This window comes from Paenibacillus sp. YAF4_2, from assembly GCF_052113225.1.
Taxonomy (GTDB): domain Bacteria; phylum Bacillota; class Bacilli; order Paenibacillales; family Paenibacillaceae; genus Pristimantibacillus.
Map to the genome: position 1 here is coordinate 657,621 of NZ_JBFRCT010000001.1, position 26,260 is coordinate 683,880.

General features: G+C 46.7%; 23 protein-coding genes. 2 read left to right on the plus strand and 21 right to left on the minus strand.

The window, feature by feature from the left end:
• Positions 1 to 7: 7 nt before the first annotated feature.
• From AB4Y93_RS03355 to AB4Y93_RS03400, 10 genes are all read right to left on the minus strand, one after another.
• Positions 8 to 1,126, minus strand: a complete 1,119-nt coding sequence (locus tag AB4Y93_RS03355; RefSeq protein WP_441888929.1) for an ABC transporter permease — start codon at positions 1,124 to 1,126, stop codon at positions 8 to 10.
• Complete coding sequence (locus AB4Y93_RS03360; RefSeq protein WP_441888931.1) at positions 1,123 to 2,667, minus strand: ABC transporter ATP-binding protein; 1,545 nt, start codon at positions 2,665 to 2,667, stop codon at positions 1,123 to 1,125. The genes AB4Y93_RS03355 and AB4Y93_RS03360 overlap by 4 nt, the downstream gene beginning before the upstream one ends.
• 173 nt (positions 2,668 to 2,840) lie before the next feature.
• Positions 2,841 to 3,998, minus strand: coding sequence for a BMP family ABC transporter substrate-binding protein (locus AB4Y93_RS03365; protein ID WP_441888933.1), 1,158 nt, complete (start codon positions 3,996 to 3,998; stop codon positions 2,841 to 2,843).
• Positions 3,999 to 4,182: 184 nt separating this feature from the next.
• Positions 4,183 to 4,785, minus strand: a complete 603-nt coding sequence (locus tag AB4Y93_RS03370; protein ID WP_441888935.1) for a nucleotidyltransferase family protein — start codon at positions 4,783 to 4,785, stop codon at positions 4,183 to 4,185.
• Positions 4,706 to 5,779, minus strand: a complete 1,074-nt coding sequence (locus tag AB4Y93_RS03375) for an XdhC family protein (protein ID WP_441888937.1) — start codon at positions 5,777 to 5,779, stop codon at positions 4,706 to 4,708. The genes AB4Y93_RS03370 and AB4Y93_RS03375 overlap by 80 nt, the downstream gene beginning before the upstream one ends.
• Positions 5,780 to 5,832: 53 nt before the next feature.
• Complete coding sequence (locus tag AB4Y93_RS03380) at positions 5,833 to 7,158, minus strand: 5'-deoxyadenosine deaminase (RefSeq protein WP_441888939.1); 1,326 nt, start codon at positions 7,156 to 7,158, stop codon at positions 5,833 to 5,835.
• 43 nt (positions 7,159 to 7,201) lie between these two features.
• Positions 7,202 to 8,788 (minus strand): PucR family transcriptional regulator, encoded by a 1,587-nt coding sequence (locus AB4Y93_RS03385; protein ID WP_441888941.1) that lies wholly within the window; start codon positions 8,786 to 8,788, stop codon positions 7,202 to 7,204.
• 296 nt (positions 8,789 to 9,084) lie between these two features.
• On the minus strand, positions 9,085 to 11,046 hold the full coding sequence (locus tag AB4Y93_RS03390) for a stalk domain-containing protein (RefSeq protein WP_441888943.1): 1,962 nt from the start codon (positions 11,044 to 11,046) through the stop codon (positions 9,085 to 9,087).
• Positions 11,047 to 11,128: 82 nt separating this feature from the next.
• Positions 11,129 to 12,109, minus strand: coding sequence for a serine hydrolase domain-containing protein (locus AB4Y93_RS03395; protein ID WP_441888945.1), 981 nt, complete (start codon positions 12,107 to 12,109; stop codon positions 11,129 to 11,131).
• 23 nt (positions 12,110 to 12,132) lie between these two features.
• Positions 12,133 to 13,545, minus strand: coding sequence for an MDR family MFS transporter (locus tag AB4Y93_RS03400; protein WP_441888947.1), 1,413 nt, complete (start codon positions 13,543 to 13,545; stop codon positions 12,133 to 12,135).
• Positions 13,546 to 13,757: 212 nt separating this feature from the next.
• Between AB4Y93_RS03400 and AB4Y93_RS03405 the strand changes: the two genes are divergently transcribed.
• On the plus strand, positions 13,758 to 14,384 hold the full coding sequence (locus tag AB4Y93_RS03405; protein ID WP_441888949.1) for a DedA family protein: 627 nt from the start codon (positions 13,758 to 13,760) through the stop codon (positions 14,382 to 14,384).
• A 60-nt stretch (positions 14,385 to 14,444) separates the two neighbouring features.
• On the opposite strand, the gene AB4Y93_RS03410 is transcribed toward AB4Y93_RS03405, so the two are convergent.
• Positions 14,445 to 14,723 carry a hypothetical protein gene (locus AB4Y93_RS03410; protein ID WP_441888951.1) on the minus strand — a complete coding sequence of 93 codons (279 nt, stop codon included), beginning with the start codon at positions 14,721 to 14,723 and terminating at the stop codon, positions 14,445 to 14,447.
• Between the two features lie 209 nt (positions 14,724 to 14,932).
• Here AB4Y93_RS03410 and AB4Y93_RS03415 point away from each other — a divergent pair, with 209 nt between their 5' ends.
• Positions 14,933 to 16,345: a hypothetical protein gene (locus AB4Y93_RS03415; protein ID WP_441888953.1), complete on the plus strand. Its 1,413-nt coding sequence runs from the start codon at positions 14,933 to 14,935 to the stop codon at positions 16,343 to 16,345.
• 66 nt (positions 16,346 to 16,411) lie between these two features.
• Here the strand turns inward: AB4Y93_RS03415 and AB4Y93_RS03420 are convergent, their stop codons facing one another.
• The 10 genes from AB4Y93_RS03420 to AB4Y93_RS03465 form a co-directional block, all read right to left on the minus strand.
• Entirely contained in the window at positions 16,412 to 17,200 is a 789-nt protein-coding gene (locus AB4Y93_RS03420; protein WP_441888955.1) for an undecaprenyl-diphosphate phosphatase, read from the minus strand.
• A 150-nt stretch (positions 17,201 to 17,350) separates the two neighbouring features.
• Positions 17,351 to 18,649: a hemolysin family protein gene (locus tag AB4Y93_RS03425; protein ID WP_441888957.1), complete on the minus strand. Its 1,299-nt coding sequence runs from the start codon at positions 18,647 to 18,649 to the stop codon at positions 17,351 to 17,353.
• A gap of 139 nt (positions 18,650 to 18,788) precedes the next feature.
• Positions 18,789 to 19,148, minus strand: coding sequence for a Lin0512 family protein (locus AB4Y93_RS03430; protein WP_167280644.1), 360 nt, complete (start codon positions 19,146 to 19,148; stop codon positions 18,789 to 18,791).
• Positions 19,149 to 19,162: 14 nt separating this feature from the next.
• A complete protein-coding gene (locus AB4Y93_RS03435; RefSeq protein WP_441888959.1) occupies positions 19,163 to 20,302 on the minus strand; it encodes a DUF3900 domain-containing protein in 1,140 nt (379 codons plus the stop codon).
• A gap of 21 nt (positions 20,303 to 20,323) precedes the next feature.
• Positions 20,324 to 21,427 (minus strand): nitric oxide synthase oxygenase, encoded by a 1,104-nt coding sequence (locus AB4Y93_RS03440; RefSeq protein ID WP_441888961.1) that lies wholly within the window; start codon positions 21,425 to 21,427, stop codon positions 20,324 to 20,326.
• A 91-nt stretch (positions 21,428 to 21,518) separates the two neighbouring features.
• On the minus strand, positions 21,519 to 22,202 hold the full coding sequence (gene modB, locus AB4Y93_RS03445; RefSeq protein WP_441888963.1) for a molybdate ABC transporter permease subunit: 684 nt from the start codon (positions 22,200 to 22,202) through the stop codon (positions 21,519 to 21,521).
• Between the two features lie 148 nt (positions 22,203 to 22,350).
• A complete protein-coding gene (locus tag AB4Y93_RS03450; protein ID WP_441888965.1) occupies positions 22,351 to 22,797 on the minus strand; it encodes a disulfide oxidoreductase in 447 nt (148 codons plus the stop codon).
• A 6-nt stretch (positions 22,798 to 22,803) separates the two neighbouring features.
• Entirely contained in the window at positions 22,804 to 23,532 is a 729-nt protein-coding gene (locus AB4Y93_RS03455) for a DsbA family protein (protein WP_441888967.1), read from the minus strand.
• Between the two features lie 163 nt (positions 23,533 to 23,695).
• Positions 23,696 to 25,777 (minus strand): HelD family protein, encoded by a 2,082-nt coding sequence (locus AB4Y93_RS03460; RefSeq protein WP_441888969.1) that lies wholly within the window; start codon positions 25,775 to 25,777, stop codon positions 23,696 to 23,698.
• 181 nt (positions 25,778 to 25,958) lie between these two features.
• Complete coding sequence (locus tag AB4Y93_RS03465) at positions 25,959 to 26,243, minus strand: DUF1294 domain-containing protein (RefSeq protein ID WP_441888971.1); 285 nt, start codon at positions 26,241 to 26,243, stop codon at positions 25,959 to 25,961.
• Between the last annotated feature and the right edge of the window lie 17 nt (positions 26,244 to 26,260).

Here is a 26,260-nt window from a genome sequence, read left to right on the forward strand (position 1 = left end):
GCCCCTTCTATGCGTTTCTACGAATACGGAATTTGCTGGCCATACTGCCTGCGATCAGGAAGAAGAGAATCGCACCTTGAATCATAGAAGAGATCGAAGAAGGCAAGCCAATCGTTTGAACACTGAACCCTCCGACAATCAGACCACCGAACAGGACTGAAGATACAACGAGACCAACCGGATTCAGCTTCGCAAGCCAAGCTACAATAATGGCTGTGTAGCCATAGCCTGGGGAAATGCCGTACATCAGACGATGCGTCACGCCGGATACTTCCGCCATGCCTGCAAGGCCAGCCATACCGCCGCTGATTAACATAACAAGCAAGATGTGTCGGCTGATCTTAATGCCTGCATTTTTCGCTGCTTCCGGGTTAGCGCCAATTAATCGAAGCTCATAGCCCCAGCGCGTATATTTCATTAGGAAAGCGTACAGCAGAACCGCAACGATAGCGAATACTATACCTAGGTGAAGCCTTGTGTCGCCAAACAAAGGAAGCGACTGCGCATCTGTAAATACCGGTGTACCTGGGAAGTTAAAGCCTTTTGGATCTTTCCAGGGACCAAATACGAAATAGTTCAACGCAAGCAGCGCTACATAGTTCAACATCAAGGAAGTAATAAGTTCATTTACTTGGAAGTAAGTGCGTGGAATCGCGGTCAATAGACCCCATATTCCTCCACCTGCGATACTGAATACGACCATAGCCGGGATAACCAGGTACCCAGGCATATTCGGGAAATATACCGTAACCGCCGTTGCCGCCATTGCGCCGGCAAGGAATTGACCTTCCGCCCCGATATTCCATACCGAGATGCGGTAAGCAATCGCTACACCAATACCGCATAATAGAAGCGGAATTGATTTGACAAGCGTTTCGGTAATGCCAAATGAGGATCCGAATGCTCCGGTAATCATTTTGGAATAGACCGTGATCGGATTCATGCCATTGGCTGCAATAAAGATACCGCAGAAGATCAAGGCAAGCAGCACGGAGATGATCGTCATCCACCATGGGCTTTCTTTCCTTGACGGATCCAGTTCGATTCTTAGCGACAGCAGCTTGCGGCGTGGTGCGGCTTCAGGCTGTTCGATTGCAATTGTGCTTTGTACCGGCTGCTTGCTCATACGACCTTCTCCTCCTCTGCTTCCGTATCCCGCACACCAGCCATGTATAGACCGATCTGCTCACGGGTAGCCTCTCCTCTTGCAAGCTCGCCAACCATACGACCGTTATAGATTACTAATATGCGGTCGGACAGCTGCATAACCTCATCCAAATCTTCAGAAATGAGCAGAACACTTTTGCCTTGTCCACGCATTTCTGTCAGGAGGCGGTGTACGCCCTCCGTTGCGCCAACATCCAACCCTTGCGTAGGGTGAACGGCGACCATTAAGAGTGGATCCTGTTCCACTTCTCTAGCGAATAGCAGCTTCTGCTGATTACCGCCGGATAATTGTCTAACTGGTGTATCGAGTCCTGGTGTCTTTACGTCGAACTGCTCCACGAGCTTCTGTGACCAGCTGCGGTTCGCACTTGAGCGTAAGAATCCGAATCGGGAACGTTCATTAGTCCGGTATGATTTGAACAGCAGGTTATCAACAGCACCAAGGCTTCCGGCTAAACCACTTTTCATCCGGTTCTCCGGCACATGCGCGATTCGAGCTTCAATTGCTCCACGAACCGATGCATTTTTTAATGGAGCGCTGTTGAATTCAATCGTACCTTTACGCCATGGGCGAAGTCCGGTAAGTACCTCAGCAAGCTCCTTCTGACCATTGCCCGCAACACCTGCAACACCAACGATTTCACCTTCATGTACAGTGAATTCCATTTGATCCAGCGCTTTACGCCCATGATCGGCAAACACATCCAGCTCATCTACGATCAAGAGTGGTTTGCCCTTCGGACGACTCGCTAGCGGTTTGGCAGCGGCCAGCTCTTTGCCAACCATAAGCCTAGCCAGCTCTCGCTCATTCGTCTCACTTTTCTCTATCGTATGGGTAAGGCGGCCTTTGCGCATAATCGAGATGCTGTCGGAGATGGCCATCACTTCTTTTAATTTATGCGTCGTAATAATGACTGTTTTGCCTTCAGCCTTCAACTGAGCAAGCGTGATGAACAGCTGTTCTGCTTCGCCCGGTGTAAGTACCGAGGTTGGTTCATCCAAAATAATGAGATCTGCACCGCGGTATAACGTCTTGACGATTTCCACCCGCTGCTGCTCACCAACTGAGAGCTGCCAAATCGGGCGGTCAACCGGAAAGGTTAGTCCAAACTTAGTCGCAATTGCATCGATTTCTTCCTGCTTCTTCTTCATCCAGCCTGGCCCACGCCAGAAGGACGTTTTCTCACCAAGAATGATATTCTCAGCTGCTGTTAAGGTTTGCACCAGCCTGAAGTTCTGGAACACCATGCCGATGCCTAGCTTCATCGCATCCTTGGGAGATCGGATCTTCACATTCTTACCGTGGATGTAAATGTCACCGCTTGTTGGACGATACACACCGGACAGCATACACATCATCGTGCTTTTACCTGCACCGTTCTCTCCAAGAAGAGCATGAATTTCTCCGGATTTAGCCTTGAAATCAACTTGATCATTGGCGATAACGGAGCCGAATTGCTTGACGATATGCTGCATTTCTACGGAGTAGGTTTCGAGCATTCGCGCTTCCTCCTCAAAAGAATTGTCACCTATACAGCCTGGTTTCAGGCTGTATGTGATGATTCTTACTTCGTAAGCATCTGATTAAAGAATTGTCACCTAAGTGGAGGCCTATAAATCAACAAATCCCTTGGGTAAGGGATTTGTTGATCGGCGCTTAGGCCTACTTCCTATTATTGAGGAATAGTTCCTTCTACGCCTTTTACGAACCAGTTCATCCCAAGAATGTCCTCAAGGCTCATGGTTTGGCCTGCTTCCAGCTTCGAAGCGCCGGATGCATCTACGATTGGTCCGTTGAATACATTCAGCTCGCCGCTCAAGACTTTCGCCTTCGCGTCTTCAACCAGCTTCTTCACGTCATCTGGAATGCTAGGTCCAAGCGGAGCAAGACCAACCATGCCGTCTACCATATCGCCGGAGTACTGTTCACTCTTCCATGTACCGTCAATAACGGATTGAACAACTTTCGTATAATAGGGACCCCAGTTCCAAGTAGGGTTCGTTAAGTATGCTTCTGGTGCATAACGAGTCATATCAGAGTCATTACCGCCAGCGAGTGCGCCGCGCTCAGCTGCTGCTTGCAGAGTTGCAGGGGAATCCTGGTAAGCAAGCAGAACGTCTGCTCCTTTATCCAGCAAGCTGATTGCCGCTTGACGCTCAGCCGTTGGATCATACCAAGTGTTGCTCCATACCACGTCAACTTTTGCTTCCGGATTTACACTTTGAATGCCAAGGGCAAAAGCGTTAATGTTATAAATAACTTCTGGAATCGGGAAGGCACCGACATAACCGATTACATTCGATTTGGTCATTTTGCCTGCTGCAATACCACTGAGGTAGCTGGCTTCATAGTTCTTACCGAAGTAAGTGGACATATTGTCCGCTGTTTTGTAGCCGGCTGTGTGCATAAATTTCACATCTGGGAATTTCTTCGCCACATTCAGAGTCGGGTCCATGTAACCGAAGCTAGTTGTGAAAATGATGTCATGGTTTTGGGCCAGTTCTGTAATGACGCGTTCAGCGTCCGCGCTTTCCGGTACATTTTCTACCGTGTCAGCTTTAATGCCAAGCTTTTCTTCCATGTACTTTCTGCCGTTGTCATGCTCGAAGGTCCAGCCACCGTCTCCTGGAGGCCCGATATACACGAATGCAACTCGTGGAAGCTTCTTGCCGCTGTCTGTGGCTGCCGGATCTGCCGATGCCTGCGTATTGCCGTTATTCGCTGCTTCGTTTGTCTTATTGTTGTTATTACTGGAACAAGCGGATAAGATAACGACCATTAATACGAGAAATGCTAACCCCACTGTACGTGCTTTAACGAGATATTTCATATAGTTCCTCCCCGACTCTCTTTAATCATCATGACCGCTGTGGTTGATGTAGCTTCACTATACTTCCGCGTAATAGTAGCGTCAATATATATGACATGAGATTGGGAGTAGGGATAAAATTACGAACACTCATTGTGCACGATGCACGTCTCTCTTATTTTATATGTAACAATAAGTAACATCGTTATCTTCGTTCGCGAATAAGTCGATATCTACACTCTGCCAAATGGAGACTGTTCTCATCATCCACATCCAACAGCAGATCAGACTCTTCCCCTTCGTATTCGATAACTTCCCCACTATAATCAGGAGATCCAAACAGCTTGCGAGCTCCCATATCTCCACGAAGTCCACGAAGTGCAGCAAACATCGATTTGGTAATAACAGCCGGCGGCATAACTACACCTTCTACTGAGGAAGCCGCGAAATCCAGCTCAGGACGCTCTCCCACAATAGAAAGAAGACGCCGCACCATAGCAGCCGTAACAAAAGGTTGGTCACCAAGTCCGATCACGATCGCATCGGATGTAGGAGGGCTGGAAAGCGCGGCGTCTACACCAGCACGAATCGAATAAGACATTCCAAGGCTGGCTTCTTCGCAGACGACAATATGAAGTTTGATGGTATAACGAGGATCGTTTCTCAAGCCTGTAAGCCAGTTCAGCGGATCGTCCGGACGGACAACCACATGCACTCGCTCCATTCCACTATCCAATAGAGCACGAAGCGCCATACTGCCGAGCGCTAAGCCCGGGGAAAGCTCGAGCGGCAGCTTCGGTTTGCCCATCCGACTGCTCTGCCCCGCCGCCAAATAAATTCCGGATATGATCATTTCGTGCCTCCTTATTGGACTGTTGGTTCTTATTCAGCCATTCCTTACGTAATGCAATAAGCTCAGCAGTGATACTGACAGCAATCTCGTATGGCCCTTCAGCACCAATGGAAAGACCAATGGGAGCTTTTACATTAGCAGGAGGATTTTCTCCTTCAAATAACATATTAATTCGCTTGGATGAACCCATCACGCCAATATACCTCGCCTTTTGAGCTAGCGACATATGAATCATCTCACGGTCGTAATGAAGATGATGACTGCACACGATAACCGCATCATTCTCATGAAGCTGTAATTCTCCTTCCAACCGCCCTGGTGTCCCAAGAGCAATCTCCGCCCCGGAGAAGGATGCAAGTAATCCTGGCCTCCAATCTGCGACAATAACACGGAAGCTGCTTTGAGTTAAGAGATGGTAGATCGGAATGGCATCCAGCCCCGCTCCAAATAAAATGACTCTTTGGCGAGGTTTCAAGACCATGGAGTATCGCCAATCATTAGATGTAGAGATAACAGCTGTATCTTTGGTGCAAAGCTCATAGCAGAGCTCTTGGTCCCGAATTTCACGAGAAAGCTGAACTTCAAGCCCTCTATTTAGATGCTCTAACATTGTAAGCAAAAGCTCTCGTAACTCTCCCTCGACAGGCTCGAGAAGAATACGAATAACCCCTCCGCAGCCTACCGATTCTCCCCAGATCGGGTCTTCATCAGGCTGCATATTGTATTCAACCATTTCATATTGATTGGCTTCACAGATGGCCGGTACGCGTTCCAGCAAATCCGATTCAATACAACCCGGACTTACCGTTCCGACTGTCTCCCCGCTCCACTTGAGCAGCATAGCTGCACCGGCCTTTCGATACGCGTGGCCTTCAACCTCAACAATGGTTGCCAGGACCGCCGGCTGTTCAAGCTGCCGAATTGCCCGCAAGATGTCTAACATATCCATCGGCTGTCCCACCTTTTCCATTCCATGATCAAGGCCTATTCCTATACCCTCTGCTATAATCTCGCCAGCAGTTCCTTTAACGTCCGATCCGCTTCACGTAAGACTAGCGGCTTATCAATTGTCTTCATAATTCGGCTTTCCATCACAACTTGCCCATCAATCATAACCGTGTCAACATCACCGCGAGTAGCGGCATAGACAACTCTCGAATACCAATCTGCATCAAAGGACGGATAGACGTGGAAGTCTTCCAGATCAAGCAATTGCAGATCCGCTAATTTACCGACTTCAATACTTCCGATCTTATTCTCCAGACCAAGCACCCGCGCACCACCCATGGTCGCCATCTGCAGCACTGTTTTGGCATTCATAACGGTTGGACCATGCTTTACCTTCTGAATAAAGGCGGTGAGGCGCATCTCCTGGAACATATCCAGATTGTTATTACAAGGCGCACCGTCCGCACCAATCCCTACATCAATCCCTTCTTTCAGCAGCTCCGGCACCTCTGCGACACCTGATGCCAGCTTCAGATTCGAACCGGGACAGTGGGTAACCTTAACGCCTCTTTCCTTAATAATCCGCTTCTCTTCCTCATCGAGCCAAATGCTATGAGCTAGAATCAGATTTGGCTTCGCGAGCCCAATATGATCCAGATAGACAACATTCCTGAGCCCACGTTCCGATTCAACGATCGAGATTTCTTCCCTGTTTTCCGACGCATGAGTATGTACCTTCACGCCGTATTGTGCGGAAAGATCTCTAACTCCAATAAGCAGCTCTTCCGTACAGGAGACAACAAACCGTGGGCAGAAAGCATATTCGATTCTGCCGCCAGCCGCTCCATGCCACTTCTCAAGCAGCTCCACGCTTTCCTTCAGCGACTGCTCCGTCTTCTCTTGAAGCGCCTGCGGCACCTCAGTCCCATGATCCATCATTACCTTGCCGGAGACGGCACGGATACCACTCTCGAGAATAGCCTGGAATGCCGATTCGGTATGATTAACAGTCTCCATATCCAGAATCGTTGTTGTGCCGCTGCGGATCAATTCTCCAATACCAAGCATTGCTGAATAGTAGACAGAATCCGCATTATGAGCAGCTTCCAGTGGCCATATCCGAGTTCTAAGCCAATCGATCAATTCCAGATCATCCGCACGTCCGCGGAATAACGTCTGGCATAAGTGTATATGAGTCTGAATAAATCCAGGCAGCAGCACTTTCCTGTCCGCTTCAATAATTCGACCAACATCTGTTACCTGAATATTCGCACCAATTTGGGCAATCTGATTACCAGTTACGAGAACATCTCCGACTAAAATATCATTCGTCTCATTCATCGTCATAATGACGGCATTGCGTATTAATGTGGAACCCATGTGTACCGCTCCTTTGCTATGATGCTTATTTAATTAATGTCGTTTAGGATTGTTCGTTAATGAGCAGCTTACGGAACAGGAAAGCGATCTTTAGTCTAAGCAGATCATTCATTTTCTTAAAATCAACGCCTAGGATTTCACTCAGCTTCTCAATCCGATAAGTTGCCGTATTACGGTGAATGTAAAGCTTCTTCGCGGTCTCATTTAGCTGACCATCCTGCTCTAAATAGGTTTCTAGTGTCCGCAGCATTTCGCTCGCATAGTCAGGATCTTTACTCACAAGCCCACCTAACCATCGATTACAGAAGGCTTCCATCCGATCTCTAGACACATGTTCGAATACAATGGCTAAGTCCATCGTCGCGAATGTCGTGATGGATTGCCCAACCCCCCACTCGGTCGCAAGCCTTTGCGTCTGTCTGCATTCATCAAAGCATTCATAAAGCTGATCAGGCCTTTTCTTTCTAGCACTGACTGCCGCACGCGGGCTATCTCCGCTCTCACGTTGAATGGATGCGAAGCATACATTTAACGCGGATTCCAGACTGCCCTCAGTCTGCCCTTCAATCTCAGGGAATACGGAAAGCAAACCTTCTTCCATCACAATATGCATACCCTTCAGTTCTTGCAGTTTCGTGTGGCTTAAAAAATCCGACTTCAGCTTTTCCAGCTTCTCGATCCTTTGTCCGCCCACAGCCTGCGTCGTATCACTAAGTACACAAGTATAGTTCCCCGCAAAAAGCTCAAGCTCCCAGCGGTCTGCATACTCTACCACTTTGTCAATCGGCATTCCATTACGAAGATATCGTTTGATAAGGACGCCAAAGTCCTTTTGAACTGACAGCTCGAAATAGTCTTCGTAATTAAAATTCATTTGATAGGATAATAGCTCCGCAGCTTGCAAATACAAACTCTCTTCTATTGTAGAAAGGAATAATTGGGGATTAAAAAATAGGACAAAACCCGTACAGCGCGACTGCTTCATAAGTGGAATTCGGAACGCCTGCCATTGCTTGTTCTTCATCCACTTGTGCTGCTGCGGCCATGGCCAGCTGCTAGTTAATTCAACATCAGGAACTTGCGAGCTGTTATAGACCATCTGGCCTCTTGATCCAATGATTGCCATCGGAAACCCAATAATATCTGCAACGGAATCAAACAGCTCTGTAATATGATCCGTCTTAAGCGCCATCCGCATCAAGCGGACCTGCTTATCGAATATATCCTGCAGGACACCGGTATTTCGCCTTAATTCTTCCTTAAACAGACCGCTCATCTGATCGGAGAAAGTAAATTGGTACGGCAGCTCTATTAATGGAAAACCAAGCTCATCAGCATAAGCAATCAATTGATCAGGGATAGCATCCCAGAACCGTCCGAGCTTGATCCCAAGTCCTGATGAACCCCGCTGATTCAGCTTAGCGAGCAGTTCGGTTGCATCCTGCGGATGATCTTTGATCAAGTAGGCGGTTGTAAATAACATTTCCCCTTCCTTGATCCAATCCGTAATATCCGGCGCATCCATTACATTGACAGATCTAACAATCCGATTGCGACCTGCTGTACCGGCGACAAGCTTCCCCTCTGATAAAGGGAATACATTCAGCGCCTGTTCAACTGTCAAATGCATCGCGCACCTCCGCTCCATATGTAAAACTAATCGACGTCATTTTATATAACATCTTAAATCAGAGAGTGGCGTTAATCAATAGGGATGTGAATATATTTAACCACATAAACTCTTAAACTAGCGATTTTTCGCCTGATTGACAATATTTTTGGGGATTTACCCCAAATACATTACATAAACTTAACATTGAATATTACATTTAAAAGGTCTCGACATAGAATACATCAAGTGAACGAAAAAAATGCCGATAAAAGCGAAATTCGCTTTTATCGGCATCGACATCGATAGGATAAGGACTATTGCTGCAATTCAGGTAATGGAAGGAAAAGTAAGTTAATCGGAAGATTACTGCCGGAAGCTGGTGTGAACGCAATTGTTACCGCTTCTTCCGTATCTCCCGTCCGATAAAGGACGCCAGCTTCATTCGCATTACTGAGAATTGTCGTGTTAGTCGCATAGACAAGCTTGTTATTGATCAGGAATGCACCGCCGTAATGGCCGCCGCGAGGGTTCAGCGCAATAAGTGTATGTGGCTTCACATGCCATAGATTCAGAACATACATTGCTCCATTGTTGCCGTCGTTAGACATAGCTTCACCTGTCAGTACATCATAACCCGACAAACGAGTGTCCACTACTTTGTCCGCAAGAATCATACGGGACGGAACATCGCCAATCGTCTGCAGTACGTTGATGCTGCGGTTAGCATTCTCGAATGTACCACGAACATGCTTGCCGTCGCGTGGCAGGATCGGAAGCTGCGGCAATGCCTGCAGCACGTCTTTGCTTGCATCAACAACAATTACGCTGAATTTAATTGGAGCTGAAGTTGTCACATCCGCGTACATCGTAAGAATACGGCCATTAACAACTTCTTTGCTGCTAAGCGGGCTGAGAACAACACGGCTTTGGCCTGCAGGAATCGTTGTAACCGTTCCTACCGGATTAGTCGTTCTGGACAGCAGGTAATTCGCAGTCGCTGCTTTACCAGCTTGTGTGACATAAGGCGCAGGACCACCAAGTCCAATACGCTCATCTGTCACAGTAGCTGCTGTACTGTTCTCATTTGTTGCTACGATATAAACTTTTACAGGATTAGGACGGTTATTCTGGTTATGAATAAGGAAACGAACATTGCCGCTAGCGGTATCTTGATAATAGATACCCTCGTCATTAATCATTTCAGGGCTGTTGCTGCGAATAAATGTTTGCTGCCCCGTATTTACAACCGTGTATGGTTGCGTAGGAAGCTTCAAAACGCTGGCGCCGTCGATCGTAAATTTCTCACCTTGATCGGTGTATAGCTGATCGAACTCTTGTTTCGTATAAAGCGATTCACTTGTAATCGTAACGTTCTGTGAGAATTCGCTCGTTAAGCCATGTGAATCTGTTACTTTCAAAGTTACGGTCTGTTCGCCCGGTTCGAAGAAGGCTTTAGCGTTATTCGTCCATTCCCGCTTCGTAATCTTGTTCTCGTCATCCGAGCTGATATCGTTATATTGAATGAGTTCGCCCATCTTGTAATAGGACTTATCCGTTGCAAAACGTGCTTCTGGCGGCATATTCTGCGGCAACACGTTCACCATTACAGAATAAGGATCGCTCCATACGCCGTTTGCATCTTGAACCCATTTGGTCACTTTATAAGTTCCCGCTTCGGCAAACATTGTTTGTTTGCCTTCCCAGCGTTCGTTTACAATAGCAGCGCCGCTAGGCTGAGAGGATTGATCAGCATAAGTCACTTCTGTCTGGCCCGCATAGATAACCGAAGGGCTGACCGTAAATTTGGCAATCGGCTTAATTGTCCATTTCAAGACCAGCTTTTTCTCAGCCGGAATAGAAGAAAGTGTGATGCCAAAAGGACTGAGCACCGAACGAAGTGGAATCATCAGACTGCCGTTTTGTACAAAAGGCGTACCTGTAAACGTCATGCGGGTTCCGTTAACGGTATAGGAAGATTTGTTCACCGCATAACGAAGCTCTCTAGTTGCATCACGAAGGATATATTCCTTTTTGCTGGCATCATACTGGACAGTTGCACCTAATCTACCGGCAATAGCAGTAGCGGAAATATAGGTTGTCCCTTTTAATTCTGTAAGCGGCTGAGCTGCTAAATAAAGTTTGCCGTTATGGTACATTTGCTTTGTTTTCTGAAGAAGGATCAGTTGGTTTTGCCCTGCGCCGGAGCTTTGTGCTCCAACAGGTACTGCAAACAAGAGCAATGCAGCAAGTACGACTAAGGTGACTTTCTTAAACATGGGATTCTCCTTTTCTCTAAATGGATGGTTTGAACAGACATAGATTAAACGCATCCTAGCACAAAAGGTTGCACCTTTAAGACTATTTTTTTCTAGCTCCTGCAATATGTTCAAATATAATATTACGAGATTGGACCGCCTCGTTCCGTCCCGCAAGTGCTTTACGAAGCACAACTACCAGTCGTTCTTCAGGCGCAATGAGTAAATATTGCCCCCCATGACCAAAGGCAAAATAACAGTCAAATGCCCCATTATGTTCGACTGGCGACTGCCACCAATGATAGCCGTAGGCCCCATAGATAGGAGGCTCGTAGTGAAGAAGTCCGCGATGATGCTTTCTCGTTGACTCTTGAATCCATTCTGCTGAGATCAGCTGCTTGCCAAACCAATCCCCTTCCCGCAAATAAAGAAGGCCGAGCTTCGCCAGATCACGGCCATAAAGCTGCAGCCCGGTTCCTCCTTCGTTAATCCCCTTGTGAGAAGTCCATTTTGCTTGATGGAAGCCCATCGGCTTAAAAAGGCGGCTTGTCGCATAATCCAGCGCGCTTTGCCCTATTGCTTTCGACAGGATGACAGATAGAAGATGTGATCCGCCAGAATTGTAAAGATAGGCAGTCCCGGGTTCACTGATAAGTGGACGATCAAGTACAAACCGAATGGGATCTGCCGATTTCTTCATTGCTTTATACGGCTTATCGAAGTCGGGCCAATCCCAACCGGACGTCATCGTCAGCAAATGCTTAATTCGTATGGCATCATCCGGCAGACCTTCGAAATAATCGGCAATAGGCTGCTCCACACTTTGGATATGACCTTCAGCTATAGCGATCCCGACCAAAGCAGACAAGAGGCTCTTCGTACAGGACAACAGCGGTCCAACCGTGTCTTTGCCTTCGCTGTACCATTCCCAGGCGATTTCATCATCCCGTAAAATGATGGCGGTGGTCATCTTCCACTCCACCAGCCGTTCCTTCATTTGATCCAGCTTTGCATCATCTAGTCCTGCAACGGATGCGGATACAGAGCGTAAGAAAAGATCATCAGTGCTAGATGTTATTGTCATGCTCATTGATCAGCCTTTCTTTTCTAGGAAGAAGCATCTGCGATATCGGAAGCTGTGGCTTGCTTAGTCGTCCTTGGCAAAGCAAGCATAGCCAGCAGGACTAATACAGATAGTCCGACCAGTATGATAAATATCCGATGAAGGCTGTGTTCCAGCTTGACTGCATCGATGATTTCTGTGCTGCCAGTATGCAGCAGAAGTCCAAATAACGCGATCCCAACCGTCTGACCAAGCGTTCGGATAAAGTTATTGCTCCCGACAGCTGCGCCGCGCAGCTCCCATGTTACCGATGAACTGACTGCAACCGTAAAGCTTGTTAAGGATAACCCGAATGACATGCCGGACAGGAACGTATAAATCATAAAAAGAACGATTGACGAATGTTCCGTCAACAGCATGAATCCTATGCTTCCGACAACAAGAAACACCGAACCAACAAAGGCAATCTTGCGCATGCCAAGCTTTGCGATCAAATTACCAGCCAAGATAGCTCCAAGCGGCCAGCCAATAGACAATGGGATCATGGCCAGTCCTGAGTATGTAGCACTCTCTCCGATGACGCCTTGAATCCACAAAGGCAGATAAAAGATGGCAACAACATTGATCACACAAAGCAGAAAGCTAATGGCATTCACCGTGCTTATCGTGCGCAGCTTAAATAATTGAAGCGGGATTATCGGCTCAGGAGAGCGTTTCTCAATGAAGAAGAATAAGGCCAAGAAGAATACAGCAGCAAGCAATAATATGACGATAAGCATCGATGAATGACTTGATTCATTCGTCTCACGAAGAATAGTCAGAGCATACAGGAACGCAAACATCCCTATAGAGAAAGCAGCTATTCCCGGATAATCAATATAACGCTTCTGTTTCGCGAACGCTTCCTTCATGGATATGGAAAGCAGCAAGATCGCCACGATGCCAAACGGGAGGTTCATATAAAAGATCGCCCGCCAGGAGACATAATCGACGAGCAAGCCGCCTGCCAGCGGGCCTGTGATGCCTGCAATGCCCCAAATGCTTGACATCCAGCCCTGGACTTTAGCCCGTTGTTCGAATGGATATAAATCACCGATAATGGTGTAAGGAATCGTCGTTAAAGCTCCTGCCCCAAGGCCTTGTAAAGCTCGAAAAGCAATAAGCTGCGACATCGTCTGGGCAAGCCCGGACAACATAGAGCCTGCAAGAAAAATGACTGCTCCCGCAATAAACATTCTTTTCCGTCCGAACAGGTCGGATAGTTTGCCATAAATCGGCGTGGTAATGACCGTAGCCAATAAGTAAATCGAAATAATCCAGCTGTATTGCTGAATGCCATGCAACTCGCCAGTTATGCTGGGCATCGCGGTACTGACGATTGTTCCTTCAATCGCTGCCAGGAAGGTTGCGACGAATAACGCAATAGTTACAGTACGTCGGTTGCTTGTTGTATTCATTATTTCTCCTTTCCGGTGCTATTATGAATTTATGTCATTTGTCTGAGCTCTCTATTATGGTACTCACAGCTGGAAAAGATCAATCCTTTTTGGCTTTTTGGATGAGAAATCACCCTACCCGAAACCACTCATTTTATGTTAGCCTTATAGGAGTGCCTTAAAATTAAAAATGTAACTCAAAAAATGCTTATTAGTAAGGGATGAATATACAAATGGGTTATGACTTCTTAGTATCCATTATTGATCAGTTCGGCTATGTCTCCCTCTTCCTTGTCCTGTGTTTGGGCTTGATCGGGCTGCCTGTTCCGAATGAGGTTGTCGTCATGACAGGAGGAGCATTCGCAGCATCGGGTCTGCTGAGCCCGGTTCCAGCTTACTTAATGGTCTTCCTTGGAATCTGCTCGGCTATGACCTTTAATTACTCTATCGGCCGATTTGCCGGAAGCAAAGTGTTCGATTGGTTTATGAAAAAGAAGAATTTGGATAAATTCGTCAATCAAGCTCAACATATGAGTGAAAAATACGGTGGTTTCGCGCTTAGTATCGGTCTTGTCCTCCCTGTCCTGCGGCATGTGATGCCGTTTGTTGGAGGCACGAACAAAATGAATTACAGACGATTTGCCCTATTTGCTTATCCAAGCGCCTTCTTATGGACATTGATTTACTTTATTATCGGTACGTTTGTAGGCGACAAGGTTCAATCCCTCGGTAATACGATTGCCGATAATGGCATGATCGTTGTATATGTCCTTCTAGCCGTAGCGGCTGGTGCAGCAGCCTGGCTGTTCCTCCGGAACCGTACTGCGAAGAAGAACGAAAAAGCAGAACGTTCCATGTAAGCATAAAAAACCTCCGATTCCCGCTTCGGGATGCATCGGAGGTTTTTTTTATATCCATTCTTAATGGTGCTCTAATACTAACTTCTCTTCTGCTGCATTTACCAGGTAATCAAACAGCTCGTCATCCTCTTCCAGCATATCCTCCACAGCAAGCAGCTCGTCCTCGTCCCCAGATTCATTCAGAAAGAACAAACCATATCCCCATTCTGTTCTTTTACGGCTATGAATGGTCATTTCGTATTGGTTCTGTTGTCCAGCAATTTCGAACTGTATACGGCCAACGAAGCCATTTTCCTTCGTATAGTCCATTGATGCACCTAATATTTTTACATTATCCATTTGTTCTAATCTTCCCTCCGAGATTCGTTCATTTTGTAAAAATAGCCTGTTTATTCATTGTATACGGTTTGTGACATTCGTCAACAAATGATCACTGCTCTTAAGCACATTCTCATAACTCCCGTGATGAACGCCTATGATGGGCTTTGCATACTGTACATTACGGCAGCGGATACCGCAGCCAGGTATCCCATGAGAGGGTGATTGTTATGGCCATTGATTTAGTGGCGCTGCATTGGGTGTATCTCGTGTTTATCGTTGCCATCATCGGCTTTATGCTGATGCGGCGCGATACGTCGCTCATATGTATCGTCGGCATCTTTGTACTTGGCCTATTGGCAACCGAATCGCTGAGCGACTCCGTCAGCGGCGTGTTCAACAGCTTCATCTACGCAATTACAGAATTAATGGGCACTATTCTCATTATATCCATAATCGTTGCAATGAGCCGGGTCCTGATCCGAACCGGCATAAACGAAGTGATGATCTACCCGTTCACCCGTTTCCTACGAACACCTACACTAGCTTTCTGGGGAATCGGAATAATTATGATGGTTACCTCCTGGTTCTTCTGGCCTTCTCCTGCCGTTGCCTTGATTGGTGCAGTATTACTGCCTGTTGCTCTACGAGTAGGTCTGCCAGCACTTGGAGCAGCAATGGCCATGAATTTGTTTGGTCACGGTATTGCGTTATCAGGTGACTACATTATCCAAGGCGCTCCAAAGCTTACAGCTGATGCGGCAGGCCTGCCCGTCAGCGAAGTAATGCAGGCGAGTATTCCCCTCGTCATCGTGATGGGCTTAGTAACAACAATCGCTGCCTTCTGGATGATGCGCCGGGATATGAAGACCGGCAAATGGAATGACGGCATTATCAGCAATGTCGAAGGAGATAAAGAGCTTACAGGCGGTGAAGATCTAGCCTATAAAAATGTACTGTCTCGCGGAGCAAAAATCTTTTTAGCCGTCTTGATCCCACTGCTCTTTGCTGCTGACGTCGTTACGATGTTCCTGTTAGATCTCCAGGGCGGCGATGCAACCGCACTTGTAGGCGGAACTGCCATCTTCATCATGCTCCTCATCACAATGCTGGCTCATAAGAACAAAGGTCTGGAGAAAACAACAAGTTATTTGATCGAAGGCTTCGTGTTTGGCTTCAAAGTGTTTGGACCTGTCATTCCAATCGCAGCGTTCTTCTACCTTGGTGATTCCGGCTTTACCGCTATCTTCGGAGATACACTGCCAGCCGGCTCTCAAGGCATCGTGAACGATCTAGGTGTTGCCCTTGCTAATAATGTCCCCGTCAATGGCGAGGTTGGCTCTGTGACCTTGACGCTCGTGGGAGCCGTCACCGGTCTTGATGGATCTGGCTTCTCCGGCATCTCGCTTGCTGGCTCTATCGCCCAGCTCTTCGGCGGTGCAATCGGTTCTGGTGTCGCTACTTTAACCGCTCTCGGTCAAGTAGCCGCGATTTGGGTTGGCGGCGGTACTCTTGTACCTTGGGCGCTTATCCCTGCAGCAGCTATTTGTGGTGTCAGTCCGTTTGAATTAGCCCGCCGCAATTTGAAGCCAGTTATTATAGGCTTGTGCGTGACTACAGTCGTAGCGATGTTCCTGGTGTAAACGAGTATAAATAAAAGGATGATTCGAAAGGTCTCTCGACCCTTTGAATCATCCTTTTTTGTTTGTTTACAAGATAATAAATGCAAATACAATAGCAAGTACAAAGCGATAATACGCGAACCAAGACAAGCTAAGCTTTTTAATCAGATTCAAGAAGGTTACGATAGCAATCATTGCAACGATAAATGCAGCGATAAAACCAATAAGGAAGAGCGGTGTATCCGACGCAGTCAGAAACTCACGGCTCTGAATCAAGTCTACACCACTTGCACCTGCCATAATTGGTACCGATACAAGAAAAGTGAACTCGGCAGCAGCCTTTTGGCTTGTTCCGAAGAACATACCGCCAGACATCGTAGAGCCAGAACGCGAGAAGCCTGGCCAAAGCGCGAGAACCTGGAATAAACCAATAGCGAATGCTTGCTTGTATGTAATGTCATCAAGCTCTTCTGCTGTAACTTTCTTCTTGATGCGATCTGCAACAATCATAAGTATACCGCCTGCAACGAGACCAATAAGAACCGTTTGTGAGCTGAATAAATAATCTTTGATGAATCCATGAAGCAACACGCCAATTACGCCAGCTGGAATCATGGCCAAAATAATGTGCAAGGCGTTAATGCCAGATGATTCCTTGAAGTTAAAGTTAAGCAAGCTGATAAACTTTCTCCGATACAGCACGAGGACGGCTAGCACGGCACCAAGTTGTATAACAACCTCGAACACTTTGGCACGGTCATCCTGGAAGTTCAGCAAATCTGCAGTCAGAATCAAATGTCCGGTTGACGAGACAGGTAAAAACTCCGTCAAGCCTTCAATGATGCCCATAATTATGGCATTAAATAAATCTCCCAAATGTAGTCCTCCATCTCCTATTATTTCCGTATGTGGCACTTCTCTTTAAACCAACCTTTTAATAATAGCACAAGCGTAAGACGAGCGAAAGCAACCAACGTTTTAGGAGAAAAGCCGCATTTCCATCATAGGAAAACGGCTCATCAGTCCCTATTCATTAACGGGGTTAACGACATGGAAGATAATTTCGATTTTGCGGATCCGATGCCGTTCTTTCTCCCGGATGATAAAAGTCAGCTCCTCGTGATCCTGTGGCTCCCCGACTTCCAGATCCGGGTATTGATTATATAACCAGCCGCCAATCGAATCTACATCATGGCTTTCCAGATGACAGCCAATGGCTTCATTAACCTCACCAATTAGCGCTTTGCCGTCTATAATAAAACGATTCGGCTCAACCGCATCAATTTCCTTCACCTCATCGGCATCAAATTCATCACGAATTTCGCCAACGATCTCCTCGATAATGTCCTCGATCGTAATCAGTCCGGATGTCCCCCCGTATTCATCATGCAAAATAGCGATATGCACCCGTTCCAGCTGCATCTTACGAAGCAGCTTCTTGATTGGCATCACTTCCGGCACAGACATCACAGGTTGAAGCATCGTTGCAACATCTGTCTCATTGTTACCAAAATATTGCATAAAGAACTGCTTCGTATTGATAATCCCGACGATATTATCCTTGCTGCCCTTTGCGACAGGGAACCGGGTATATTGTTCTCTTCGGATTATCGAGATATTTTCCACCTTGGAGTTCTCCATAAACAAACAGACCATATCCGTCCGCGGAACCATGATCTCCCGAGCTAACCGTTCGTCAAATTCGAATATCCGGTTTACATAGCTGAGCTCGCTCTTATTAATTTTTCCGCTTTCGTAGCTCTCCGACATAATACTCCGGATCTCTTCTTCGGAATGAGCTTCCTGCTCTCCTGTTGGCTTGAAGCCAAGCAGCCTGACGACGCCGTTTGCGGAGCCGTTAAGCAGCCAGATAAACGGAAACATCACTTTATAAAAGCCAATGATAATAGGAGCAACGGATAAACTAATTTGCTCCGGTTTGATAATGGCTACGGTCTTTGGTGCCAGCTCGCCAAGAACGACATGCAAGTAGGTAACAACGGCGAAAGATAAAATAAACGACAGGACATTAACCAGTTCGCCGCCAATATGAAGCTGGTGAAACAACGGATCCAGCAAATCATGAACCGTCGGCTCTCCAAGCCAGCCGAGTCCCAGCGCAGTGATGGTTATGCCAAGCTGGCAGGCGGACAAATAGCTGTCCAAGTGCTGCAGAACATTTTGAACCGCTGCCCCATTACGAACCCCTTCAGCGACCAATTGCTGTACCCTGCTGGTACGAAGGCGGACGACTGCAAATTCAGTTGCTACGAAGAAAGCGGAACAAAACAGCAGCACCGCAAACAAGATCAGTTTCAGAACCATGAGCGTCTCCTTCTTTTCTTCTGAACTGTTGATAACTACTTGTATGTTACCCCGTCCACGCGTTCATGAATCCTGCAAAAATAAACCGTATACCTATCCACTAAAGGACAGATATACGGTTTACACTTTACCTCGCCTATTAATAACCCACTTCCACCGATGCATTCACGATGTAGATCAGATCATTCTTATCCTCTTTATCCGGCAGAACGACACCACTTGTTGTCATCATGCCGCCGTCCATGATTTCTACCGTAACCTGACCATAAGGCAGAACAGCCTTAACCTGCTCTACATCAAGCAATTCCTTATCACAAGGAACGGCAAGCTTGACATGTACCTTCATATTGTCGAGCGTACCACCTGGCAAGACCGATCGAAGACCCGGCATTGAATTATGATGAATCGCATTCTGAACCGCACGTATTGACGCTTTCGTGATGTTCTGACCATGAAGATCACAGCCCATTCCAATCTCAATAAAAAATAATTTATCCATTCCGTTCCCCTCCATTACCAAGGTACATCATCATCTTGCGCCGCTATCGAGTTGTCATCTTCATACGTCGGTATTGCTGGCTCTTCCTTCACATTCGTACCGATAATCGGCAGAATTTCTTCGAGATCCGGCGGGAGCAGCAGCTCAACTGGTGAGACGCCTTTTTCGAATTGGAACGCATCACCCTCAATTACGGTTACATAACGTCCATTATGTTTAGCGAAATGCAAAGTCACCCCAAAGTCAGCAAGCAGCCCTTTAATCGTTACCCCACCAAGCTTAAACGAGAATGGCAGGTCCGGCTTCTGCTCAACAAGAGCGGCGGAAGCGGTTGTTACCTGCTCATGCGTCCAATATTCCTGCAGCTCACGCTTCTCGCTTGCCGCCCAAACTTCAATAGCATTCTCTTCCTCACGACGTTCCACACTTTCAGGAGCAGCCTGCCATTTGTTCTCCATATACTGCTGGACCATCCCAAGCACCTGCTCACCCATTACTTCAGGCAAAGGCTTCTCGTAGGATACGAATTTCAAGAAATCCTCGAAATAACGGGCATGTGAAGCCTGATGAATTTTGAGCTCCCATTGATCAAGAGATCCTTCCTCCGGCATATGCGGATATTGGATTGACTTCATGCCACGAGCACTGATAGCCATCTCAACATGGGAGATCAAGCTTCGTTCGTCCGAGATCCGTGCGATTTTTGGTTCAAAATCACATTTGAGCAGGAACAAGAATGGTTCATCGAAATAAGTGTTCAGCTTCGCTCTGGCGATTATAAACGCCCCGCCGCGAACCGCTGTCGTATCCATATAAATATGTACCAATTCATCGGCGATACCGATAAAACGTTCCTTGCTATCGGCTTCCCGTAGACGTTGGAACAAGTTATAGTTTTGATTACTACCCAGCTCATAGCCTGGTTCAACCATAAATCGTCCAATTTTCGTCGGAGCATTCTCCGTATTAGGGTTGCGCTCTACCTTACGTTTAACAATCCGGGTAAACTCGCCATCAAGGAATCGCTTGATCTCACTATCTTCATAATCGTCCTCATCCAGCGTTTGAAAATGCTTGTAACGTTTCGAGGACGAGCTGTCCTCACCATCTGTTACGATAACGAAGAAAGATAAATATTCCATTCTGAAATCCACTTTGTCGTTTCCCCCATGTCATTAAGCTTCATAATCATTAAGAACATATGGCAGCTTCTGATAGCGATAGGTCGGCTTCAGCTCCGTGTTATCAAATCCGCGATGCCAGACAGGAGTTGTAGAAGGCGACATAGGCGGAATTAACCACGACCAATTGCCAGTTAATTGGCGACCGTTATTTTGCTCCTGCTGAGCGAAACGCATGAACTGCTCGGCTGCTGTATGATGATCCACAATGCTGACACCATGTTTTTTGTAAGAATGAATAACAGCAACGTTCAGCTCTGTCATCGCACGGTCCTTCCAAAGGGAAGTGTTGGACGATGTATCAAGGCCCATAAGCTTGGCAACGTTCGGAAGCTGATTATATCGGCCAATATCAGCGAGATTGCGTGCTCCGATTTCCGTTCCCATGTACCAGCCGTTAAACGGCGCCGCTGTATACGTAATACCACCGATCTCCAGCAACATATCCGAGATGAACGGAACGGCATACCATTGCAGCTTCAGCTCCTCGAAGTTTGTGATATCGGGATGGGATAAGGGCACTTCCTTCACAAGTCCCGCCGGCAGCTCATACCAGCTTGGCGGCTCGTTATTCACTTGAATGACAAGCGGCAGAATATCAAAGGCTGTTCCTGCACCTTGCCAGCCTAGTGTTGTACATACTTGAGTAAAAGCTACTGAAGCCGGATCACCGACCATTCCCTTCTCCGTATCGTACCCTGCATAACGTACCAGCTGGTGATTCCATATACGAATTCGCTTCTCTCTCTGCTGCGGGGCAAAGACCGTAATCGTCGGACGGATACGCCCATCATTTGTTGCATATTTCATGTGGCTAAATATCGAGTCTGCAATTTCATCCGGCTTATGTAAAAAACGAGCATCTCTCACTTCAAGTGACTGCCAGAATAAACGGCCAATACAGCGATTGCTGTTGCGCCAAGCCACTCTTGCCCCGTGACGGAGCTCCTCCATGGTATGCTCATAGCTGCCTGTCTTTACGATAGACTGCTCAATTTCCGTAAGACGCAGCTTTGCTTCTACTTCAGATTTACCTAGTTCTATATAACAATCGGCGATAAACTGCTCTGCCTCTTTGTAGAGTTCTGTTGCAATCATCCTTTATGCCTACTTCCTAAAACGACTTTCCTCTTACGATACCGTATTTTATCCGCTGTCGCCACCTCGGCAAGCCCAGAAACAACGGAGTTCACTTATTGTTCAACGTTTCATTTAACCGGCCTGTCACAATTAACATCAAGAAGGATACTGCGATAATTGCTGCAGTCCAGGACCAGGCTAACGGCATATGTCCGGATTCGACTGCTGTATAGATTGCTGTTGGCGTTGTTTGGGTCACTCCAGGGATATTACCTGCTATCATAAGTGTTGCTCCAAACTCGCCAAGACTTCTAGCGAAGCCGAGAATATAAGAAGATATAAACGAACGACCAGCTAATGGCAGCGTAATATAACGAAATACCTGCCATTCTCCTGCTCCTACCGATCTTGCTGAATCCTCCAGATGCCGCTCTACCCCTTGAAAACCGGTCTTCATCGTTTGGTAAACTAGCGGGAAAGCTACTACTACAGCTGCAACGACGCCAGCAATCCAAGTGAAGATAATGGGCTGATTAAACAGCCATTCATAAGCGATTCCAACCCATCCTCTGCGCCCTAGCGTAACAAGCAAAAGGAATCCAATGACCGTTGGCGGCAATACAAGCGGCAGCATAAAGATCGTCTCAAGAATCAGCCTCCCTCGGCGTTTCTTTCTGGTCATCCACCAGGCAGCCCATACACCAAGAATGGCTACGAATAGGCTGGCTGTTAAACATATTTTCAAGGATAACGCCAGTGGTGCTGACCAATCCTCCCATGTCCATTCCGACAATCTGATTCACTCCGATACCAATAGCCATGATGTAAACCATTATAGACAAGCCCTATGCAAGGTGTAAATGTCACATCAATATTAAACAGAACAATCGCCACATTCCCTCATCTGAAGAGAATGCGGCGATTATAATTAACCATCTTAATTATTCGCTTTTCTGACGGCCAAGCACCAAGAAAATAAGAATTAAAATAAATGCCGTCAAAGCCATTAGCGGGATCGTAATGAAACCAAGCCAGTTCAAATAATCATAGTTGCATGGAATACCTGAGCGGCACGGCATCATTTCGCCAACCTTTGGGAACCAGATCTCGAAATTATGATAGATCGAAATAAGCATCCCAATCACACTAAGCGGCAATACATATCCAATGATTCTACGGTCGCTGCGGTAAACAGCTATACCAAGCAGAATAACTTGCGGATACATGAAGATGCGCTGGTACCAGCACAAATCGCATGGGATAAAGCCTCGTATTTCGCTGAAATATAAGGATCCTCCTGTAGCAACTAATGAGACAATCCACGCCAAATACAAACCATATCGCTGGAACCAGCTTTCATAGATTTCGGTTTCGGTTGTCGTTGTCAATCGTTCCTACTCCTTATTAACCGCTTTATCAATTGCTGCTTTAATGCTTGCGTAATCCAGGTTGCCTGCATATTGCATACCATTAATAAAGAGTGTTGGTGTACCGGTAACATTCAGCGGGCCTACCATTGCATTATCCTTGTTTACTTCGCTTTGATATGTCTTATCATCGATATCCTTCTTCAGCTTGTCGAAGTCAATCGAAAGATTCGCATCCTTCGCGAGCTGTACGAGATAATCGGATGTTGCCCAATTGGTCTTCTCATCTTTTTGGTTATCATAGATCGCTTTGTAATAAGGCCAGAAAGCATCATTGCTTTGCTGTTGTACAGATTCTGCCGCTAGTGCAGCGGTTACGGAATCAGGACCGATAAACGTATAATTCGCGAAATAAAGTGCTGCTTTACCCGTATCTATGAAATCTTTTTCAATCTGAGGCTCTACGTTCTGAGCAAAATATTGACAAATCGGACATTTGTAATCACCGAACTCGACAATTTTAACCGGAGCATCTGCATTGCCCTTCACAGGCATGCCAGTTAAATCGATATCATATACCTTGTTGCTTAACTCCGCTTGTTGATTCGATTGATGATTGATACCTAGAATAATAACAACAATAACTGCTACAATCGCCAGTGTTAATACGATAAGCGACTTGTTGGATTGCTTCTTGACCGGTTGATACTTCGTATTTGGCCTAGGCCGTTGTTTTGCTTTCATTTGATTACTCAAACTTGTCCATTCCTTCCCGGCATTTGAATGAGGCTCAGCAGCACCGCACACCTTTCTCGCGTGCACGATGCTCTTGTATGCCTATACTTGTAGCCTAGTTACAACGGGCTTTAATGTCAATATGAAGCTGAAACATGACGAAATACTGTCATATTTTAAGTAACTATTCTTTACTAATTAATGATGTTAACGAATCGCGATGAAGCAGTTTCAACTTATGAAGTGCTCTTGTACAGCCAACATACAACAGCTTCGCATCATTTTCCGAATACTTATCTGCCCCTGCGTCAGCAATTAATACCGCGTCGAACTCCAATCCTTTGGACAAATACACCGGCACAACAGATAAGCCTCCGCCATATTCCGGCTGTTTGCTTTGGACTAATGATGCATCAAGTCCCTTGCTAAGCAAGAATTCATGTAGTTCTGAACACTGTTCTGCTGTGCGGCCGATGACCGAAATTGTCTGGAACTGGCCAGTAGCCTGCCATTCTTGAACGGACGATACAATTTTGCTCAGCCATTCTTTATCTGTGACTTGCTCGACCTCAACCGGATCGCCGCTACGGAACACAGGTACCGCTGGTTTTACACCGCCGCCCATTGCTCCCAGAATACGGTTCGCGAATTCAATAATCTCCATTGTTGAACGATAGCTTCGGTTCAGTTCGAAGAAACCTGTCTGTTCTTCTGTGAATAGATCAATAAGCTCCGTCCAGCTTTGAATACCAGCGTAAGCATGAATCCCCTGCTGCAAGTCACCAAGCACTGTCATCGATGGCGATTTCTGACACAACCGCAGTGCCTCCAACTGGAATGGAGAGTAGTCTTGCGCTTCGTCAATAACGATATGGTCGTAAGACGAGATCTGCAGGCCATACAAACGAAGATGAATGTACACTAGCGGTGCTAGGTCTTCAGCTTCTACCTGTTCGTTCTTTAAGGAAGCAGCAGTCGCCGAAGCAATTGCTTTCGGGATAACCGTTACGGCTTGTTTTCCTTGGAACAAGGAAGCGTATAGCTGAGGTGCCGTGTAAGAAGGGATTTTCTTCGAAAAAGCATTCAGTTTGGTCTGTGCTTTGGCGCGCAGCTTCTTATCTACTACCTTCCGAAGCTTCAGCTCCGATTCAAACCAGCGGCGAATACGGTTGACGAGCCGATCCCGCTTCTTCATTAAAGTCTCATCACCGTAATCGGTTTCGAACCATTCTTTCATCAGTTCAGGCTTTAAAACTAATCCAGGCAGAGGCTCAAAAGGAATAACGGGTACAAGCCGCTGTTCGAGTTCTTCGATGCGGGCGTCGATCGCTTCTTTAAATGTTAGCGAGCCTTTTATTCTGCCCGGTGCAGTCGCCATCTCTTCTGCCGACCGATGCTCCTCAAACCAATACGATAGGGCATCCGATGCACTGCGCAGCTTCACCTCATGGCCAAGCAGCTCCAACGACCAGTCAACGAATGTCGTTTGCAGAATGTCGCCTACCCCAAGCTCAGGGAGGACTCCGGAGATGTAATCAAGGAACATACGGTTGGGAGCGAAAATAATCATCCGCTCGGCTTTTACTCGGTCGGCATATTGATAAAGAAGGAACGCCAGACGATGAAGAGCTACTGTTGTTTTACCACTACCTGCAACCCCTTGAATGAACAGGGCTTTATTACGTTCCGATCGGATAATCCGGTCCTGCTCATGCTGAATTGTAGAAACGATATCCCGCAATTTATTATCTTTGTTCTCGCCTAGGCGGTATAAGAGGAATTCATCCGTTACGGATTCTTCATCTTTCCCACGAACATAGCTGTCTACCATACGGACAAGCTCGCCTTGCCTTATCATAAAGTTACGCTTCAGATGAACAAAGCCTTCTATCTCGCCTTCCGGCGCGACATAGGTTGCTGCATCCTCCCCGCCTGTAAAGGAATAGAATAGGCTGGCTACAGGCGCACGCCAATCAACGACGAGAAGCTCATTGCTGCCTTGCTTAGCAACACCAGCTTTGCCGATATACAGCGGCTTATTCTCGCCATTTGGCAGCTCTTCGAAGTCAATTCTCCCGAAGTAGGGTTCGCGGAAGGCTACCTCCAAACGCCGTTTGCGTTCTTCACGCTGCAAATCGAGCATTTGCTCCGTAAAATCATCACCCGTATAACGGGGACCAATGCCAGCCAGCTGACTCTTAATATCGTCCATCGATCGAGCCAGTCTCTCTTGCTCTTCTTGATAGGCACTTTGAACCTGTGTCATGTCAGTTACCTCCTAAAAAGAATTATCGTACCATAGTTGGCGGTGATTCTTGCAACGTAAGCATAATCCAAAGAATTATCGTACCATAGGCTGCACTACAGCCGTTGGCGGTGATTCTTAGCTCGTAAGAATGTGGAAAAAACGAATACCCAATATACCACAGGACGAGAGCTGTAAGCAATTACAGCTCGAAATTCATTCCGATCAATTCCATTAGATAATAGATGACGACTAGATTAAAGACAAATAAGAGAGGAATACCTACCCGGAAAGAAGTGTGTTTGGTTTTGTGCCGCCATACCTGCATCCCGATCCAAGCACCAAGTGCGCCGCCGATTGCACTGATACCAAATAGCCTTTTCTCAGGAATACGTCTCTTCTTATGTCTGGCATAACTCTTGTCCATCCCCATAATGACAAAGCCAATAATATTAATAACAAGAAAATAGATAATAAGAATCTGCATAATAATCCCCCTGCTCC